Genomic DNA, 15,988 nt, shown 5'->3' on the forward strand with positions numbered 1-15,988 from the left:
TGGCCCGAACCGTCGCCGTCATGCTGGAAATGCCTTCTTCAGACGACGTGGAGACCGGTCGAAGTCCTCCACGCCGATCCCCCGAACACCGGTGAACGGCCCACACCTCCGAGGATCCCGACGCTAACACGGGGGCCGCGATATTTGTACAGCGGAGCTCGCCGCACGGATTCCGAACGTATTCCTTCGGCCATTGCTTCGGTGCCCCCGTATTGAGGTGAATGGGGACCGCACGGGTACGGTCGGCACCGATGTGCGGCGGTGACCAGTGAACAGCCCGGAAAGCGGTTGCCCCGAACCGTGAGTTCACCACCGGCCAATTGGCGTGAATCTGATGGAGGGAGCGGTACCGCGTGTCCGCGATCAGCGAGGAGCTCCGCACCGAACAGTTCGTCATGTCCCTGCGCGGAGTCGTGCCGTACGTGTACGAGCAGGCGTGGCAGTCCGTCCTGGACGGCACTCCCCTGTCCCGCACCGCGCTCCACCGCGGGCCGGACGGCATGCTGCGCCGCACACTGCGGCCCGAGGCCCGCTTCCGGCTGCAGATCGTGGACTGGCGGGCCACCCGGGCCGAGGTGCAGGACACCCGGCTCGCCGAACGTCTGGCCGGGGAGTCCGCCGCCGGACTCCCCCTCGACCGGGCCCCATTGATGTGCGCCACCCTCATCCGGCGCTCCGACCGCTGCTGGACCTTCGCCTGGCGGTACGCCCGCGAGCTGATGGACCGGCGGGCGGGGCTCCGGATCCTCGAGGAGGCGGCGGACGCGTACGCGGTACTGCTGCGCGGCGGCGTCCCGCGGGGCACGGCGGTCGCGGCACTGCCGGGCGCGGCCTCGCAGGGCAGGGGGCTGCCGGTCACGGCGCCACCGGCTGCGGCGCCACCGGCTGCGGCGCCATCGCGCGCGGCCTCACCGGGCCCGGCTTCGCCGAGCGGCCCGGCCGCCGGCGTACGGTCCCGGGGACCGGTGGCCCGATGAACGGCGACACGTCGGTCCGGCTGTTCTGCCTCCCCTTCGAGGGCGCCTCGGCGGGCGTCTACCTGCCCTGGGCCGAGGCCCTCGGGACCTCGGTGGTCGTCACCCCCGTCGAACTGCCGGGCCGCGGCCGCCATCCGCGCGGCCGCCCCTGCGGCCGGCTCGAACCGCTGCTCGCCGAGATCATCCCGTACGTGGCCCGCATGCGCGACCGCCCGTTCGCGCTCTACGGGCACGGTTTCGGCGCCCTCCTCGCGTACGAGATCGCCGCCCGCCTGGAGTGGGAGTACGACGCGGTGGCCGAGCGGCTGTACGTCTCCGGGGCGGGCGTCCCGTACCGGCCGGCCCCGGAGCACGCCGTCTCCCAGCTGCCGGACGCCGAGCTGCTGCGCCGGCTCGGACGGCGGGGCCGGATCCCCCCGGGCGCGCTCGACCCGTCGCGGGCGCCCCGGGTGCTGCCCGCGCTCCGTGCCGACCTCGCCGTCCTGGAGTCGTACCGGCGCGACCCCCGCCATGTCGTGCACTGCCCGGTCACCGCCATGGGCGGCAGCGAGGACCGGAGTGTCGGCGGGGCCGACCTGGCCGGCTGGCGCCGGTGCACCCGGCGGTCCCTGCGGGTGGACACGATCCCCGGCGACCACTACTTCCCGCTCACCGCCCGCTGGGAGCTGCTCGACACCTTCAGCCGGGACCTGATGCGCCCCCGGGTCCGTGCGTCGCGCGCCGCCGGCGGCGGCCTTCCCCGCGTACCGGCCGGTTCCCCTCCGTACGATCCGGCGGTCGGTCCCGGAACCGGCAACAAGAGTTGTCCGGTGTTCCCGACGTCCCCATCCTGGCCGGCGGAGGTGACCGTATGACACCCACGCATGGCACCGGAGGCCTCGCCGGTGACGCCGTCGGCGCCGCGGACGAAGGCGAACGCAGAGGCGGACCCGCGGGCGGTCCCCGGGTCGCGTACGACGCGGAGGGGCCCACCGGGCACCCGGCCGAGCAGGAGGCCGAGCTGCACGCCGGCTTCCTGGCCGAGGCGGCCGGCTGGCTGCACGGACTGTTCGGGCCCGCGGACCGGGGCACGGCGGCCGTCCGCCGCATCCTCGACGTCGGCAGCGGCCCGGGCGTGGCCTCCCACGCCCTCGCCGCCGCCTTCCCGGAGGCCCGGGTCCTCGCTGTGGACCGGTCGGCCGCCCTGCTCGCCCGGGCCGAGGCCCGCGCCGCCGAGCACGGGCTGGCCGACCGGATCACCACGCAACGGGCCGAACACCCCGAGGAGTTCGCCCGGTCGGGCCCCGTCGACCTGATCTGGACCGGCAACGTCTGCCGGCATCTCGGCGACCAGCAGGCCGCCCTGCGGAGCCTGGCCTCCGCGCTGCGGCCCGGCGGGCTGCTCGCCGTCGCCGAGCGGGGCCTGCCGCCACGCTTCCTGCCCCGGGACATCGGCATCGGCCGGCCCGGGCTCCAGGCGCGCCTGGACGCCGCCGTCGAGGAGCAGGTCACCGCCCGGCGGTCCCGGCTCCCCGGCGCCACCTCCGTCGTCGAGGACTGGCCCTGTCTGCTGGCCTCGGCGGGGCTCGTGCCCGCCGGGACCCGTACGTTCCTCATCGAGTTCCCGGCCCCGCTCGACGTGCCGGTGCGCCGGCACCTCCACACCCGGCTGCACGGGCTGCTCGCCGACGTCGGTGAGCGCCTCGACCTGGTGGACCGGCTCACCCTGGAGCAGCTCCTCGACGGGGACGCCTGCACCGGTGTCCTCTGGCGCCCCGACGCCTTCTATCTGACCGCCGTCACCGTGCATACCGCGCGGTTGTGCCGGCCGCGCGAATCCGCCTGAATCCGGCCGGTGAATTTGTCACCTTGGCGAAAAGCGGACCCGGAAAGGAAAGACGAACGAATTAACTAAGGAGATTAGCAGTCCCGCGGTTCCGTAATGCCCCCGAAGCGCGCCCCAGGTCGCCCTCGGGGGCTTCGGCATGCGGCTGAATCCGCACCCCTGCCCGTCACCCGCTACAAGGCACCTGTGATCCGTCCCCGTCCCCCGTAGGGACTCCCCCTCCGCAGATTCTTCGGTCAGCCCTACGGTCCCACCGTATTGAGGCCCTCACCCCCGCACTCCTACGTTCCTTCCCAGAACAGCCGCTTCGGAAAGGGACCGATCCGGACGGCGCTCGGCGATGGAAGGAGGACGCGTGAAGATACGGATTCTCGGCCCGCTGCACGCCGAGACGGACGGAGTTCCGGTCGTCCCGAGTGCGGCGAAGACACGGCAGGTTCTCGCGCTCCTCGCGATCCACCCCGGCCGGCCCGTGCCGGTGGCCACCCTCAAGGAGGAGCTGTGGGGCCCGCTGCCCCCGTGCAGTGCGCACGGCACCCTCCAGACCTACATCCTGCGGCTGCGCCGGGCACTGGCGGCCGCCCTCGGCGGTCCGTACGGGTCGGGAGGGACTGCTGAGGTGGCTGAAGGGGCTGAAGCGGCTGCTGTGAGCGGGACGGCTGGGATGGCTGGGATGGCTGGGATGGCTGGGGCCGCGGTCAAAGGGACCGGTGCCACCGGTCCTGCCCGGGCCCGGGATCTGCTGGCCACCGGTCACGACGGCTATCTCCTGCGGATCGCCGACGAGAACGTCGACGCCTTCGCCTTCCAGCGCGCCGCGCAGGCCGGACACACCGCCTTCGCCGACGGCGACAGCGCCCGTGCCGCCCGGTTGCTCCGTGAGGCCCTCGCCCTGTGGAAGGGACCGGCCCTGGTGGACGTACGGGCCGGGGCGACGCTGCGGATCCACGCGGCGCGCCTGGAGGAGAGCCGGCTGCTCGCGACCGAACGCCGGCTCGACGCCGAACTGCGTCTCGGTCTGCACGGCGAACTCCTCGCCGAACTCGTCGAGCTGACCCGCCTCCACCCCGCCAACGAACGACTGCACGCCCAGGCGATGGTGGCGTTCTACCGCGCCGGCCGGCAGTCCGAGGCCCTCCAGCTCTACCGCGGCCTCCGACGCCGGCTCGTCGAGGAGCTGGGTCTCGAACCCGCCCCGCAACTCCAGCGACTGCACCAGGCGATGCTCTCGGTCGATCCGCGCCTGGACACCCCGGCCCACGGCGGCCGGCCGACACCGACCTTCGACCTCTACGCGGCCTGACACCCCGCCTCCGGCCCCTTCTCGGCTTCCGGGCCCACCTCGGTTCCCGAGCCCGCCCCACCCCCCGGCCCCACCTCGACCCCCACCGCACGAGACACCCGAGAGAGGCGACACAGTGACGGACCAGCACCACAACCCGGCGCAGGCCCCGGCGCAGGACGAGGCCCAGCACCAGAACCAGGTACCCACCCTCTACGAATGGATCGGCGGCACCGAGGCGCTGGAGCGGCTCACCGAGGCGTTCTACGCCCGCGTCCGCAAGGACGAGGTCCTCGCCCCGCTCTTCGCGCACATGGACGACGACCACCCCCAGCACGTCGCGACCTTCCTCGGCGAGGTGCTCGGCGGGCCGACGCGCTACACCGAGCAGCACGGCGGCTACCCCCACATGGTCTCCCGCCACCGGGGCCGGGCCATCAAGCCCGAGCAGCGGGCCCGCTGGGTGGAGCTGATGCTGACGGCGATGGACGAGGTCGGGCTGCCCGAGGACGCCGAGTTCCGCTCCGCCTTCGTCGGCTACATCGAGTTCGGCTCGCGCCGCGCGATGGCCAACTCCCAGCCGGACGTCGGCCCCACCCGTCGCACCACCATCAAGAAGTGGGGCTGGGGCGAGGGCGTACCCGGTGAGGAGTGATCCACCGGCCGACGGGCCCCCTCCGCGTCCCGGTATCGGCAACAAATGTTGTCCGTCCGCGGAGCCCGGTTCCAGCATGGGCGTCACTGGTGATCACCCCGATCCGGCGGACCGCCGAGGCCGGCAGACCGGCGCGCACCCGCCCTGATCCGTATGCCCGAACCGTCAGAACGAGGAGTCCGCTCATGCGTTTGGCCATCCCCGGGGCTGTGCGACGCGTCCCCCCGCGCCCCGCCGCCACCCCGCGCCCCACCACCGTCCCGCACGTCGCCCGGACCCCGCGCCTCGCCGCCACGCAGCCGGGAGGTGGTTACCGATGAGCGTCCAGACCGAACCGCAGGAAGCCGCCGCCCCGAAGGCCAACGGCAGGCTGCCGCTCGCCGTCTACCTGCTCGCGTTCAGCCTGTTCGCGATGGGCAGCGCCGAGTTCCTGCTCGCCGGTGTCCTCCCGGACATCGCCGACGACCTCGACATCTCGCTGTCGTCCGCCGGTGCGCTCATCTCGGCCTTCGCCATCGGCGTGGTGATCGGCGGCCCGCCGCTGGCGGTGCTGACCCTGCGCTGGCCGCGCCGTACGACCCTGGTGATCTCGCAGGCCGTGTTCGCCGCCGGGGTGGCCGTCGGTCTGCTGACCGACGACTTCACCGTGCTGCTCGTCACCCGGTTCCTGATCGGCCTGGCGTACGCCGGGTTCTGGGCGGTCGCCGCGGTCACCGCGATCTCCCTCGTCACCCCCGACCGCACCGCCCGGGCCTCCGGTGTGGTGGTCAGCGGTCTCAGCATCGCGATGGTCGCGGGCGGCCCGGCCGGCGCCTTCCTCAGCCACTTCACCGGCTGGCAGGGCGGCTTCTGGGCGGTGGTCGCGCTGACCGTGCTGAGCGCTGTCGCCACGATCGTCGCCGTGCCCGCCACCAAGGCGGCGCAGGAGCCCAGCGTGAAGCGCGAGTTGCAGACGATGCGGCAGCCGCAGCTGTGGGTGGTGTACGCCGCGACCCTGCTCAGCACCGCCGCTTACATGATCTCGTACAACTACCTCGCCGCCTTCCTCACGGACGTCACCGGTGTCGACTCCGTGTGGGTGCCCGGCATCCTCGTCCTCTTCGGCATCGGGGCCTTCATCGGCCTCTCGATCGGCGGCCGGATCGCCGACGGGCGCCCCCACCACGCCCTGCTCATCGGGGCCGGCGGGATCCTCGTCTGCTCCGTGCTGCTCGCGCTCCTCGCCGACCACGCCGTGGCCGTCGTCCCCCTGGTCCTGCTCCTGGGCGTCGCCGGCTTCGTCCTCAACCCGGCGATCTACGGGCGGGTGTTCACCGTGGCGTCGGGAGCGCCGACCCTCGCCGGTGCCACGGCCGTCTCCATGTTCCAGCTCGGCATCAGCGTGGTCCCCGTCCTGGCGGGCGTGGCACTCGGCGCCGGTGCCGGTCTCACCTCGATCCCGTGGCTGGGTGCGGGGCTCGCCGTCCTCACCATCCCGGTCGTCCTGGTCGAGCGCGCGATGGCCCGCAACCGGGCCGCCCGCGACGCCGGGTCCGCGAGCGCCACGGCGGACGCGAGCGCGAACGCCGGCACGAACGCACAGGCGGTCGCGGACAACTGATCCACCGTCATGACACACCATCACCGGTAGCCGCGGAGAGCTCCTCCCCCGGGACTCTCCGCCGGCTCCCCCTGCAGGGAGGACCTCATGGACAACGAGCTGGGCTACGAACTCGGCACCTGGGTCGTGTCACAGATCCAGAGCCCCGACCGCCCCACGCAGTCGACCTTCTCGCTGCTCGGCAGGGAATGGGACCTGCTGCCCGAGGTGTTCCCGCCCTACACCGATCCCGGACCCGGTCTGTTCGCCTCCTGGGTGCCCTACGAGCGGGGCGACCGCTTCCTTGAGCTGGGCTGCGGCGCCGGTGTCGCCGCCGTGCTCGCCGCGCAGCACGGGGCGGCGCGGGTGCTCGCCACCGACATCAACCCGGCCGCCGTGCAGAACGCCCGGCGCAACGCCGAGCGGCACGGAGTCGCGGACCGGTTCACCGCCCTGACCAGCGACCTCTTCGACGCCCTCGACCCCGAGGAACAGCTCGACACGGTCTTCTGGAACACCCCGTTCATCGAGGCGCCCGCCGACCGCCCGTACGCCGGGCACATCGAGCGCGCGGTGTTCGACCCCGGGTACGGCCTGGTGAACCGCTTCTTCCGCGACGTGGTGCGTCATCTGGCCCCCGACGGTCGCGTCTACCTGGGCACCAGCGAGGCCATGGGCAACCCGTTCAAGATGCTGCGCGCCGCCGACGAGGCCGGGTTCGAGGGCAAGCGGATCCGCACCGAGTCCGTCGAGCTGCCCGCCGCCGAGTTCGGCGACTCCCCCGTGGTCAAGGCGCACACCGACGAACGCGGCATCGTCCACATGGACTTCACCCTCTACGAGTTCCGGCTCCGCTGACCCTCGCGCGCTTGCGCGCCTTTCGCGTACCGAGGCCTCACGTGCACCGAGACCTCCCCTGCGCCGGGGCCCCACACACACCACTCGCACCACTCGCACCAGCAGTTCCGACGCCATCGACCCACCCACACCCATCGGGGCGACCTGACAGCGCCCCGGGAGATTGGACATTGATGAACGCCAACAGGAACGCAGACGCGGACGGTACCGGCTACGACATCGTCATCGCCGGAAACGGAGTCCTGGGACTGTCGCTCGCCTGGGTCCTGGCGCGACGAGGACAGCGCGTCGCCGTCCTCGGCCAACCCCACCGGCCCTGGGCGGGATCGGCCGCGGCCGGCGCCATGCTCGGCTGTTTCGGCGAGGTCACCACCTCGCTGCTGGCCACCGAGCACGGCCGCCACAAGCTCGAACTCGGCATCAAGGCGACCGAGTTGTGGGGCCCGTGGCTGGAGGAGCTGGAGGAGCAGACGGAGGGCGCGCCGGTCAGGACCGCCCAGGGCACCACCGTCGTCCTCAACACCATCGGCACCGCCGAGATCGACGACGCCAACTACAACGCCATCCGCGCCGAACTCACCCGCTACGAGGAGCCGTTCGAGGACGTCGAGCCCACCGACCTCGACTGGGTGGACGCCGAGCCCATCTCCCGCCCGCTGAAGGCGTTCCACATACCCGGCGAGCACGCGGTCAACGCCGCCGCACTCCTGGAGCGGCTCGAATCGGCCGCCGTCCGGGCCGGTGTCACCCTCGTCCCCGAGTTCGCCACCCGCGTCGAGTACCGCGGCGAACGGGTCAGCGGAGTCACGCTCGCCTCCGGCCGGACCATCTCCGCCGACCACATCACCCTCGCCGCCGGCGCCCGCACCCAGGAACTCCTCGACAGTCTCCCCGTCGGCCCCCGCATCCCCCGGCTGGTCAGCGGCTACGGGGTCTCCTCGCTGATCAAAACCCAGGACGGCACGAGCCCGGACAGCGTCATCCGTACGCCGAACCGCTCCTTCGCCTGCGGCCTGCACGTGGTGCCCCGCGGCGACGGTCATGTCTACGTCGGCGCCACCAACGTCATCGCCGTCGAGCCGCGCGACACCGCCGAGATGCGCGACCTGGTCTTCCTGCTCCAGTGCGCCCACCGCCAGGTCCGCCGCAACCTCTGGAACAGCGAGGTCACCAAGGTCCAGGTCGGCAACCGCCCCGTGTCCATGGACGGCTTCCCGCTGCTCGGCGACGGCGGCATGGTCGGCCTGACCGTCATGACAGGCACCTACCGCGACGGACTGCACCTGTCGCCGCTGCTCGCCCAGGACTTCGCCGCCCGCATCCTCGGTGAGGAGCCGCAGGCCGACCTGGACCGGTTCACGCCGCTGCGGCAGCCCTACTCGACCGGGACCCGCGAGGAGATCGTCGACCTCCTCATCGACCACCAGATGGGCATCGGGTACGAGCAGGACTGGACGATCCCCGTCGAGTGGCACCAGTGGATCGAGATGGACCTGCGCCCGGCCACCCTCGCCTGGGCCGACGAGCTCGACCCCGAGTTCACCCCGCCGGCCGAGCTGCTCTTCGCCTCCCGCTTCGACCCCGAGCTGGTCAGCCTGCTGCGCAAGTACTACGCGACCTGCCGCGAACACAGCTGACCGACCGGCACCCCAGGCTCGCCACCACCACGACCAGACCCTCCCTCCGGAAAGGACACCCCATGGCCGTCGAGAACATCGACCCGCCCGGACTCACCAAGCCCTACGGCTGGCGGCAGCTGGCGGTCGGCACCGGAAGCCGCGTCATCTTCCTGAGCGGCCAGACCCCGCGTACCGCCGACGGCGAACCGGTCGGCATGGGCGACCTGGCGGCGCAGACCGAGCAGGTCTACCTCAACATCGCCACCGGTCTCGCCGCGGCCGGCGCCTCGTTCGACGACGTGGTGAAGCTGACCATCTACGCGGTGGACTGGTCGCTCGACAAATGGGACGCCATCACGGCGGGGGCCGAGCGCGCGGCGGCCAAGCTCGGCGCCGACGTCATCCGGCCGACCACCCTGGTGGGGGTCGCCACCCTCGCCGAGCCCGACTTCCTGATCGAGATCGAGGCCACGGCGATCGCGGAGTAGCCGCCGGCCCCCCGAACCGCCCCGCACGACGCACTTCGCAGGACGCGCGCACGACGTACGTGCGGCAGGGCCCCGCCGGATCCGGCGGGGCCCTGCTGTACGTGTGTCACGGAGGTCAGGTGGAAGGCCGCTGCTTGGCCAGGAGGTCCTCGATCACCGTGGCCACGGTCTCCGGCGCGGGCAGGGCCGGATGCCGGCTGACCGTTCCGGTGGTCGGGTCGAAGCCGTCGTGCCACTCCGGCTCGTTGACGAGACCGCCGTCCTCGCGGATCCGCGCGATGTTCCGCTGCACGGCCGCCTTGTGCCACATCCTGGCGCCCATCACCGGGAAGTGGACCACCGGGTAGTCCACCGACAGCGCGACCGTGAGCAGCCGGTTCGGGGCGGCGCCCGCGGCCGCGGAGGCGAGGGTGTGGGCGGTGGCCGGCAGCACCGCGAGGATGTCGTGGTCGGCGGCGAGCCGGGAGGGCTTGTCGGTGGGCCAGTCCGCCGGGGATTCCCCGCTCACCACCCTTTCGGCGAAGAGCGCGACGCTCTCCGGGGAAAGGAACGAGGTCGCCGTGTGCGTCAGCAGAACAGTGAACGTGCTGCCCTCGATCTGCCGGCGCATCGCCTCGACATACGCCGGAAGCCGGGTCACCGCGATGGATCCCGTGGCACCGATGAGTATGCGTTTCCCGGTCGATTCCGGGGAGATTCGAATTCCCATGAGCCGATGATGTCGCCGCCGTCCCGCCGCAGGTCAAGGGGCCCGGCGGGGCAGTCCAGAGCGAGTCCAGAGCCGGTCCAGCGACGGTCCAGCGGCCCCGAAATCCTTCGGTCGTCCCTACGGTCCCACCGTATTGAGACCGTTCAGGCCCGCTGCATAACGTCGCTTCTCGCAAGGGAATGCGAAAGCCCGGCGGGGCATCCGAAGACCCGGGGCACGGCATCCGAAAGCCCGGCAGGGCATCCGAGGAAAAGGGACGGACGACGATGGAGGATCTCTTCGCAAGGCTGCGCGGCGGTGCCGGTCACCCCCGCCTGGACGAGGACCGGCTCCTCGAGCTCAAGCCGCGGCCGGAGCACCGGCACGAACCCTTCCCGCTGACCGACATCCAGCAGGCGTACCTGATCGGCCGCCACAAGGGGCTCGAACTGGGCGGCATCTCCAGCCAGTACTACCTGGAGTTCGACTGTCCCGCCCTCGATCCCGACCGGCTCACCGAGGCCCTGCGCACCGTGATCGCCCGCCACGAGGCCCTGCGCACGGTGGCGGGGAGCGACCAGACCCAGCGCGTCGTCCCCGCGGCCGAGGTGGAGCCGTACGCCATCGGCGTCACGGACCTGCGCGGCCGGCCGGAGTCCGAGCGGACGGCGGAGCTGGAACGCGTACGCGCCGAACTCACCGGTCAGGTGCTGCCGTTGGACCGGACGTCGCTCCTCGACGTCCGGGTCACCCGGCTCGACGACGACCGGTCGCGCCTCCACGTCGCCGTGGACCTGCTGTTCCTCGACATGCGCGGGCTGTACCGGCTCATGGACGAGTGGCGCCGATGTCACGACGACCCGGCGTGGCGGCCCGAGCCGCCGGAGGTCTCGTTCCGCGACTACGTCCTCGCCCGGGAGGAGCTGCGCGGGGACGCCCTGGGCCGGGAGTCCGCCGCCTACTGGGCGGACCGCCTGGACGCCCTGCCGGGCGCGCCCGAACTGCCCCTGGCCGCCGCGCCGGAGCAGCTCGGCACCCCCCGCTTCGTACGGCACCGGGCGCGGCTCTCCCCCGAGCGCTGGGCGGCGCTGCGGGCGGCGGCCGAGCGGCACGGCCTGACCGCGTCCGGCGTGCTGCTCGCCGCCTACGCGGAGGTCCTTCGCACCTGGTCGCGGCGGCAGGAGTTCACCCTCACCGTCACCCAGTTCCACCGGCTCGGACTGCACCCGCGGGTCGAGGACGTCATCGGGAACTTCCTCGACCCGAGCCTGCTCGCCGTCGGTGGCCGCCCCGAGGAGAGCTTCGTCCAGCGGGCCCGTGACCTGGAGCAGCGCCTCCTGCAGGACCTGGCGCACCCGCACGGCGGCATCCGGGTGCTGCGCGACCTGGCCCGCCGCCGGGACGACGGCCGGGCGTCGCTGCCGGTGGTCTTCTCCAGCACCCTCGGGGCCGGCGGGAGCGGCGCGCCCGGCGCGCGCCGCCTGGAGTCCTTCGGTCCCCTGGTCCACGACCACAGCCGCACGCCACAGGTGTGGCTGGAGAACCAGATCCTGGAGCTCGACGGCCGGCTGTCGGTCAACTGGAACGCCGTCGAGGGACTGTTCCCCGCCGGCACCCTGGAGGCCATGTTCGCGGCGTACACGACTCTGCTCGACCGCCTCGTCGACGAGCCCGGGCTGTGGGACGCCACGCGCGGCATCGTGCCGCTGCCGGCGGCGGAGGCCGAGGAGCGCGCCCGGGCCAACGCCACCGCCCAGGACATCCCGGCCGCGCTCCTGCACGAACTGGTCGCCGAGGCCGCCCTGCGCAGCCCCGACGCGCCCGCGGTGATCACGCCCGGCGCCGAGACCACGTACCGGCAGCTGACCGAGTCCGCCCACCGGATCGCCCACCGGCTGCTCCGCACGCCCGGCGCGGCCCCCAACGAGATCGTCGCCGTGTCGATGCGGCCCGGCGCCGCCCAGTTCGCCGCGCTGCTCGGCGTCCTGCACACCGGCGCCGCGTACGTGGCCATCGACCCCGAACTGCCCCAGGAGCGGCGCCTGAAGCTGCTCGCCCGCTGCTCCGTACGGGCCGTGGTGACCGACCCCGAACTGCGCGAGTCGCTGCCCTGGCCGGACGGCGTGACCGTAGTGACCCCCGAGGACACGGAGACCCTGGCCTGCCCCGAGTGGTCGCCGGGGCGCCGCCAGGGACCCGACGACCTCGCGTACGTCATCTTCACCTCGGGCTCCACCGGTGAGCCCAAGGGCGTGATGATCACCCATCGCAGCGCCGCCAACACCGTCCAGGACATCAACCGCCGCTTCGGCGTCGGCCCGGACGACCGCACCATGGCGCTCGCCCCGGCCGGCTTCGACCTGTCCGTGTACGACCTCTTCGGTGTCCTCGGCGCCGGTGGCACCGTCGTCGTCCCCGACCCGGCGCGCGGCAACGACCTCGCCCACTGGTCCCAGCTCGTCGGACGCTACGGGGTGACCATCTGGAACAGCGTGCCCGCGCCCATGCGGATGTGGATCGACGCCCTCGGCGACGGCCCGGTGCCCCGCGGCTGCCGGCTCCGCCTCGCCCTGCTCAGCGGTGACTGGATCCCCGTCGACCTGCCGGCCCGGATCCGCGAGAAGCTCCCGGCGATGCGGGTGATCAGCCTCGGCGGCGCCACGGAGGGCTCCATCTGGTCGATCCACCACCCCGTCGAGAACGTCCGGCCGGAGTGGTCGAGCATCCCGTACGGCAAGCCGCTCGCCAACCAGACCATGCACGTCCTCAACCAGTGGCAGGAGCCGTCGCCCGTCGGGGTCACCGGCGAGATCCACATCGGCGGCACCGGCGTGGCCCAGGGCTACCTCGGCGACCCCGAGCGCACCGCCGAACGCTTCCCGGTCCACCCGGTCACCGGGGAGCGGATCTACCGGACCGGCGACCTCGGCCGGTATCTGCCCGGCGGCGACATCGAGATCCTCGGCCGCGAGGACTTCCAGGTGAAGATCAACGGCTATCGCGTCGAACTCGGCGAGATCGAGGCCGCGCTGCTGCGCCGGCCCGAGGTGCGCACCGCCCTCGTCACCGCGCCCGCCCACGCCCGTACCGGACAGCGGCAGATCGCGGCGTACGTGGTGCCCGAGGCGGGCGCGGTGCCCGACCCGGCCGAACTGCGCGAGGCGCTCGCCGCCGCTCTGCCGGGCTACATGGTGCCCAGCCGCTTCCTCACCCTGGAGACCCTGCCGCTGACCACCAACGGGAAGATCGACCACAAGGCGCTGCCCACGCCGTGGAACGACGACGCCGAGACCGCCGGGGCCCGGGTCGCCCCGCGCAGCCAGGTCGAGGAGCGGCTCTTCGCGCTCTGGTCCCAGCAGCTCGGCCACGGCGACTTCGGCGTCGAGGAGGGCTTCTTCGACATCGGCGGCGACTCGCTGCACGCGGTCGGTCTGCTCACGGTGCTGCGCGCGGAGTTCGGCATCGAGGCGGACATGGAGCAGGAGATGGTCGAGGGCCTGTTCATGAACGCGTCGATCTCGTCCTTCGCCGAACTGATCGGCCCGGCGGCAAAGTCGGAGCGCCTGGGCGGGTCCGAAGAGCCCGCGAAGTCCGAGCGGTCCGAGGAGTCCGCGGCATGACCACGACGCCTGGCGCGAACCAGGACTCCGCCGTGGCCGAGTGGGACCACGTCGTCGTCGGCGGCGGCTCCGCCGGCGCGCTCGTCGCCGCACGGCTGGCCGCCCGCGGCTCCGGCACCGTGCTGCTCCTGGAGGCCGGACCCGACCAGCCGGTCCCCCGCGACCGCGCCCACCCGCTGGCCGACGCAGGCCGGCTCGTGCTCGCCGGGTTCAACTGGGACTACCGGGCCAACCTCCGCAGCAGCGGCCGCCTCGACGACCTGCTCAAGGGGGGTGACGGCACCGGGACCCCGGCCCGCGCCCTCTGGGAACGTTTCCCCTACCAGCTCGGCAAGGTCGTCGGCGGCGGCTCCGCCGTCAACGGTGCCATCGCCCTGCGCGGGCTGCCCCGTGACTTCGCCGCCTGGGCGGCGCAGGGCAACCCCGACTGGTCCTGGGATAACGTGCTGCCCTTCTACCGGGCCATCGAGAACGACATCGACTACCCCGACCGCCCCCCGCACGGCGACGGCGGCCCGCTCCCGATCCGGCGGACCCCGCGGGAGCGGGTCCATCCCCTGGACGCCGCGTTCTGGGAGGAGTGCAACCGCCAGGGCGTCACCGACCTCCCCGACCTCAACTCCGGGGAGGAGGCCGGAATCGGCCCGATCCCCGGCAACACGGTCGACGGCGAACGCATCGACGCCGCCACCGCCTTCCTCTCCGACGCCCGCGACCTGCCCCTGCTCCACATCCGTCCCGGTGTACGGGTCACCCGGGTGCTGTTCGACCCGCAGGACCGGAGCCGTGCCGTCGGCGTGGAGACCGAACGGGACGGGCGGCTCGACACCGTCCGGGCCCGGCACGTGATCCTCGCCGCCGGGGCCGTCGGCACCCCCGTGATACTCCAGCGCTCCGGCGTCGGCGACGCGGCCCTGCTCGGCGCCCTCGGCATCGACCCGGTCGCCGACCTGCCCGGCGTGGGCCGCGACCTGGTGGACCACCCGTCCGTCGTCATCTGGTCCCGGCCGGCCGACGGCGTGTGTACGCCGGGCCTGCCCTGGCGGCAGGTGGCGGCCCGTATGAGCAGCGGCTTCGACGACGACGTCGACGTCCAGATGGGGCTCCTCAACAACGTGGAGAGCCACACCATCCCCGGTTTCGTCGACCGGCTCGGCTGGCCCCTGGTCGTCGGCATGTCCGTGATGCTGCTGCGCCCCCGCTCCCGCGGCCGGGTCTTCCTCGACAGCGCCGATCCGCTCGCCTCCCCCGTCATCGAACTCGGCCTCGGGACCGACCCCGAGGACATCGACCGCCTCTGCCACGGCGTCCGCAGGGCATGGGGCTTCCTGCGCTCCCCGGGCCTGTCCGCCCGGCTGACGCGTACGCAGTTCTGGAGCGACCGGATGGTCGCCAACGACGGCGTGCTGCGCAGCGGGGTCCGGCACATCATGAACCCCGGCTGGCACGCGGCCGGTTCGTGCCGGATGGGCCCGGACTCCGACCCGTACGCCGTCACCGACCAGGAGGGCCGGGTGCACGGCACCGAGAACCTGCGGATCGCCGACGCCTCGCTCTTCCCCGTGATCCCCAGCGCCCCCACCAATCTGACCACCCTGATGCTGGCCGAGAAGCTGGCCCGGAGCATGAAGGAATGACCGTGCACCCTGTCACGAGCCCTCCGGTGCGGCTCTACTGCTTCCCGCACGCCGGGGCGACCTCACAGGTCTACCGCGGCTGGCAGACCCTCGGCGAGCCGCGGCTGCGGATCCGGGGCGTGGACGCGCCCGGCCGCGGCGCGCGCCGCCAGGAACGCAAGGCGGTCAACTACCACGGTCTGGTACGGGCCATGGCCGAGCAGGTGGTGGCGGATCTGCTCGCCGAGCGCGAACGGTCCCCCGGGCTGTGCTGGGCGACGTTCGGGCACAGCTTCGGCGCCACGATGAGCCTCGCGGTGGCCGAGCACGTCGCCCGCCAGACCGGTCTGGCACCGGTGCGATCGGTGCTCTCGGGGGCGGTGCCGCCGGCGCTCCAGCGGCCGGGAGCCCTGCTCGCCACCGTCCCCGACGACGAACTCCTCGCCCGTACGGCGGCCGACGGCGGGACTCCGCCCGCGGTGCTCGCCGAACCGGCGATGAGCCGGATCCTCCTGCGGATGCTCCGCGAGGACGACTGCGTGCGGGCGGAGTTCGCCCGGGAGGCGGCGGGCCTTCGGGTGGACTTCCCGCTCACCCTGATCGCCGCGCGGGAGGACGTGCACGCCCCGCCGGAGCGGGTGTGGCCGTGGTCGGCGCACAGCTCCGCCCCGGTCCGCCGGGTGGAGATCGAGGGCGGCCACTTCGCCGCGGTCCAGCACCCGAAGGAGACGCTGGCGATCATCGGCGACGACACCGACACGCGCACCGGGAAGGGCTGAGC

Annotated in this window: 13 protein-coding genes; 12 read left to right on the top strand and 1 reads right to left on the bottom strand. The window is 72.9% G+C overall.

The window, feature by feature from the left end:
• The first annotated feature begins 353 nt into the window (after nt 1–353).
• The 9 genes from ACIP84_RS32860 (at nt 354) to ACIP84_RS32900 (ending at nt 9,283) form a co-directional block, all read left to right on the top strand.
• Entirely contained in the window at nt 354–977 is a 624-nt protein-coding gene (locus ACIP84_RS32860) for a hypothetical protein (RefSeq protein WP_401802906.1), read from the top strand.
• A complete protein-coding gene (locus ACIP84_RS32865) occupies nt 974–1,831 on the top strand; it encodes a thioesterase II family protein (protein ID WP_401802909.1) in 858 nt (285 codons plus the stop codon). The genes ACIP84_RS32860 and ACIP84_RS32865 overlap by 4 nt, the downstream gene beginning before the upstream one ends.
• On the top strand, nt 1,828–2,802 hold the full coding sequence (locus ACIP84_RS32870; RefSeq protein ID WP_401802912.1) for a class I SAM-dependent methyltransferase: 975 nt from the start codon (nt 1,828–1,830) through the stop codon (nt 2,800–2,802). The genes ACIP84_RS32865 and ACIP84_RS32870 overlap by 4 nt, the downstream gene beginning before the upstream one ends.
• Before the next feature lie 355 nt (nt 2,803–3,157).
• Nucleotides 3,158–4,105: a BTAD domain-containing putative transcriptional regulator gene (locus tag ACIP84_RS32875; RefSeq protein WP_401802915.1), complete on the top strand. Its 948-nt coding sequence runs from the start codon at nt 3,158–3,160 to the stop codon at nt 4,103–4,105.
• Between the two features lie 115 nt (nt 4,106–4,220).
• Nucleotides 4,221–4,739 (top strand): group II truncated hemoglobin, encoded by a 519-nt coding sequence (locus ACIP84_RS32880; protein ID WP_401802917.1) that lies wholly within the window; start codon nt 4,221–4,223, stop codon nt 4,737–4,739.
• Between the two features lie 316 nt (nt 4,740–5,055).
• Nucleotides 5,056–6,339, top strand: coding sequence for a Cmx/CmrA family chloramphenicol efflux MFS transporter (locus tag ACIP84_RS32885; protein ID WP_401802919.1), 1,284 nt, complete (start codon nt 5,056–5,058; stop codon nt 6,337–6,339).
• Nucleotides 6,340–6,426: 87 nt separating this feature from the next.
• Complete coding sequence (locus tag ACIP84_RS32890) at nt 6,427–7,176, top strand: methyltransferase (protein ID WP_355965130.1); 750 nt, start codon at nt 6,427–6,429, stop codon at nt 7,174–7,176.
• A gap of 173 nt (nt 7,177–7,349) precedes the next feature.
• Nucleotides 7,350–8,813, top strand: coding sequence for an NAD(P)/FAD-dependent oxidoreductase (locus ACIP84_RS32895; RefSeq protein WP_401802922.1), 1,464 nt, complete (start codon nt 7,350–7,352; stop codon nt 8,811–8,813).
• 62 nt (nt 8,814–8,875) lie between these two features.
• A complete protein-coding gene (locus ACIP84_RS32900; RefSeq protein ID WP_266970090.1) occupies nt 8,876–9,283 on the top strand; it encodes a RidA family protein in 408 nt (135 codons plus the stop codon).
• Between the two features lie 115 nt (nt 9,284–9,398).
• Here the strand turns inward: ACIP84_RS32900 and ACIP84_RS32905 are convergent, their stop codons facing one another.
• Nucleotides 9,399–9,992 carry a flavoprotein gene (locus ACIP84_RS32905; RefSeq protein ID WP_355965127.1) on the bottom strand — a complete coding sequence of 198 codons (594 nt, stop codon included), beginning with the start codon at nt 9,990–9,992 and terminating at the stop codon, nt 9,399–9,401.
• 266 nt (nt 9,993–10,258) lie between these two features.
• Here ACIP84_RS32905 and ACIP84_RS32910 point away from each other — a divergent pair, with 266 nt between their 5' ends.
• Genes ACIP84_RS32910 through ACIP84_RS32920 form a run of 3 tightly spaced genes read left to right on the top strand, consistent with a single transcriptional unit; the run spans nt 10,259 to nt 15,986 of the window.
• A complete protein-coding gene (locus ACIP84_RS32910) occupies nt 10,259–13,591 on the top strand; it encodes an amino acid adenylation domain-containing protein (protein ID WP_401802925.1) in 3,333 nt (1,110 codons plus the stop codon).
• Nucleotides 13,588–15,228 (top strand): GMC family oxidoreductase, encoded by a 1,641-nt coding sequence (locus tag ACIP84_RS32915; protein WP_401802927.1) that lies wholly within the window; start codon nt 13,588–13,590, stop codon nt 15,226–15,228. The genes ACIP84_RS32910 and ACIP84_RS32915 overlap by 4 nt, the downstream gene beginning before the upstream one ends.
• On the top strand, nt 15,225–15,986 hold the full coding sequence (locus ACIP84_RS32920) for a thioesterase II family protein (protein WP_401802930.1): 762 nt from the start codon (nt 15,225–15,227) through the stop codon (nt 15,984–15,986). The genes ACIP84_RS32915 and ACIP84_RS32920 overlap by 4 nt, the downstream gene beginning before the upstream one ends.
• The last annotated feature ends 2 nt before the right edge of the window (nt 15,987–15,988 follow it).

This window comes from Streptomyces sp. NPDC088707, assembly GCF_044752725.1.
Lineage (GTDB): Bacteria > Actinomycetota > Actinomycetes > Streptomycetales > Streptomycetaceae > Streptomyces.

Coding starts and splice junctions, on each gene's coding strand:
- ACIP84_RS32865 (WP_401802909.1), top strand. CDS start 974: ATGAACGGCGACACGTCGGTCCGGCTGTTCTGCCTCCCCTTCGAGGGC.
- ACIP84_RS32870 (WP_401802912.1), top strand. CDS start 1,828: ATGACACCCACGCATGGCACCGGAGGCCTCGCCGGTGACGCCGTCGGC.
- ACIP84_RS32885 (WP_401802919.1), top strand. CDS start 5,056: ATGAGCGTCCAGACCGAACCGCAGGAAGCCGCCGCCCCGAAGGCCAAC.
- ACIP84_RS32890 (WP_355965130.1), top strand. CDS start 6,427: ATGGACAACGAGCTGGGCTACGAACTCGGCACCTGGGTCGTGTCACAG.
- ACIP84_RS32895 (WP_401802922.1), top strand. CDS start 7,350: ATGAACGCCAACAGGAACGCAGACGCGGACGGTACCGGCTACGACATC.
- ACIP84_RS32900 (WP_266970090.1), top strand. CDS start 8,876: ATGGCCGTCGAGAACATCGACCCGCCCGGACTCACCAAGCCCTACGGC.
- ACIP84_RS32905 (WP_355965127.1), bottom strand. CDS start 9,992: ATGGGAATTCGAATCTCCCCGGAATCGACCGGGAAACGCATACTCATC.
- ACIP84_RS32910 (WP_401802925.1), top strand. CDS start 10,259: ATGGAGGATCTCTTCGCAAGGCTGCGCGGCGGTGCCGGTCACCCCCGC.
- ACIP84_RS32915 (WP_401802927.1), top strand. CDS start 13,588: ATGACCACGACGCCTGGCGCGAACCAGGACTCCGCCGTGGCCGAGTGG.
- ACIP84_RS32920 (WP_401802930.1), top strand. CDS start 15,225: ATGACCGTGCACCCTGTCACGAGCCCTCCGGTGCGGCTCTACTGCTTC.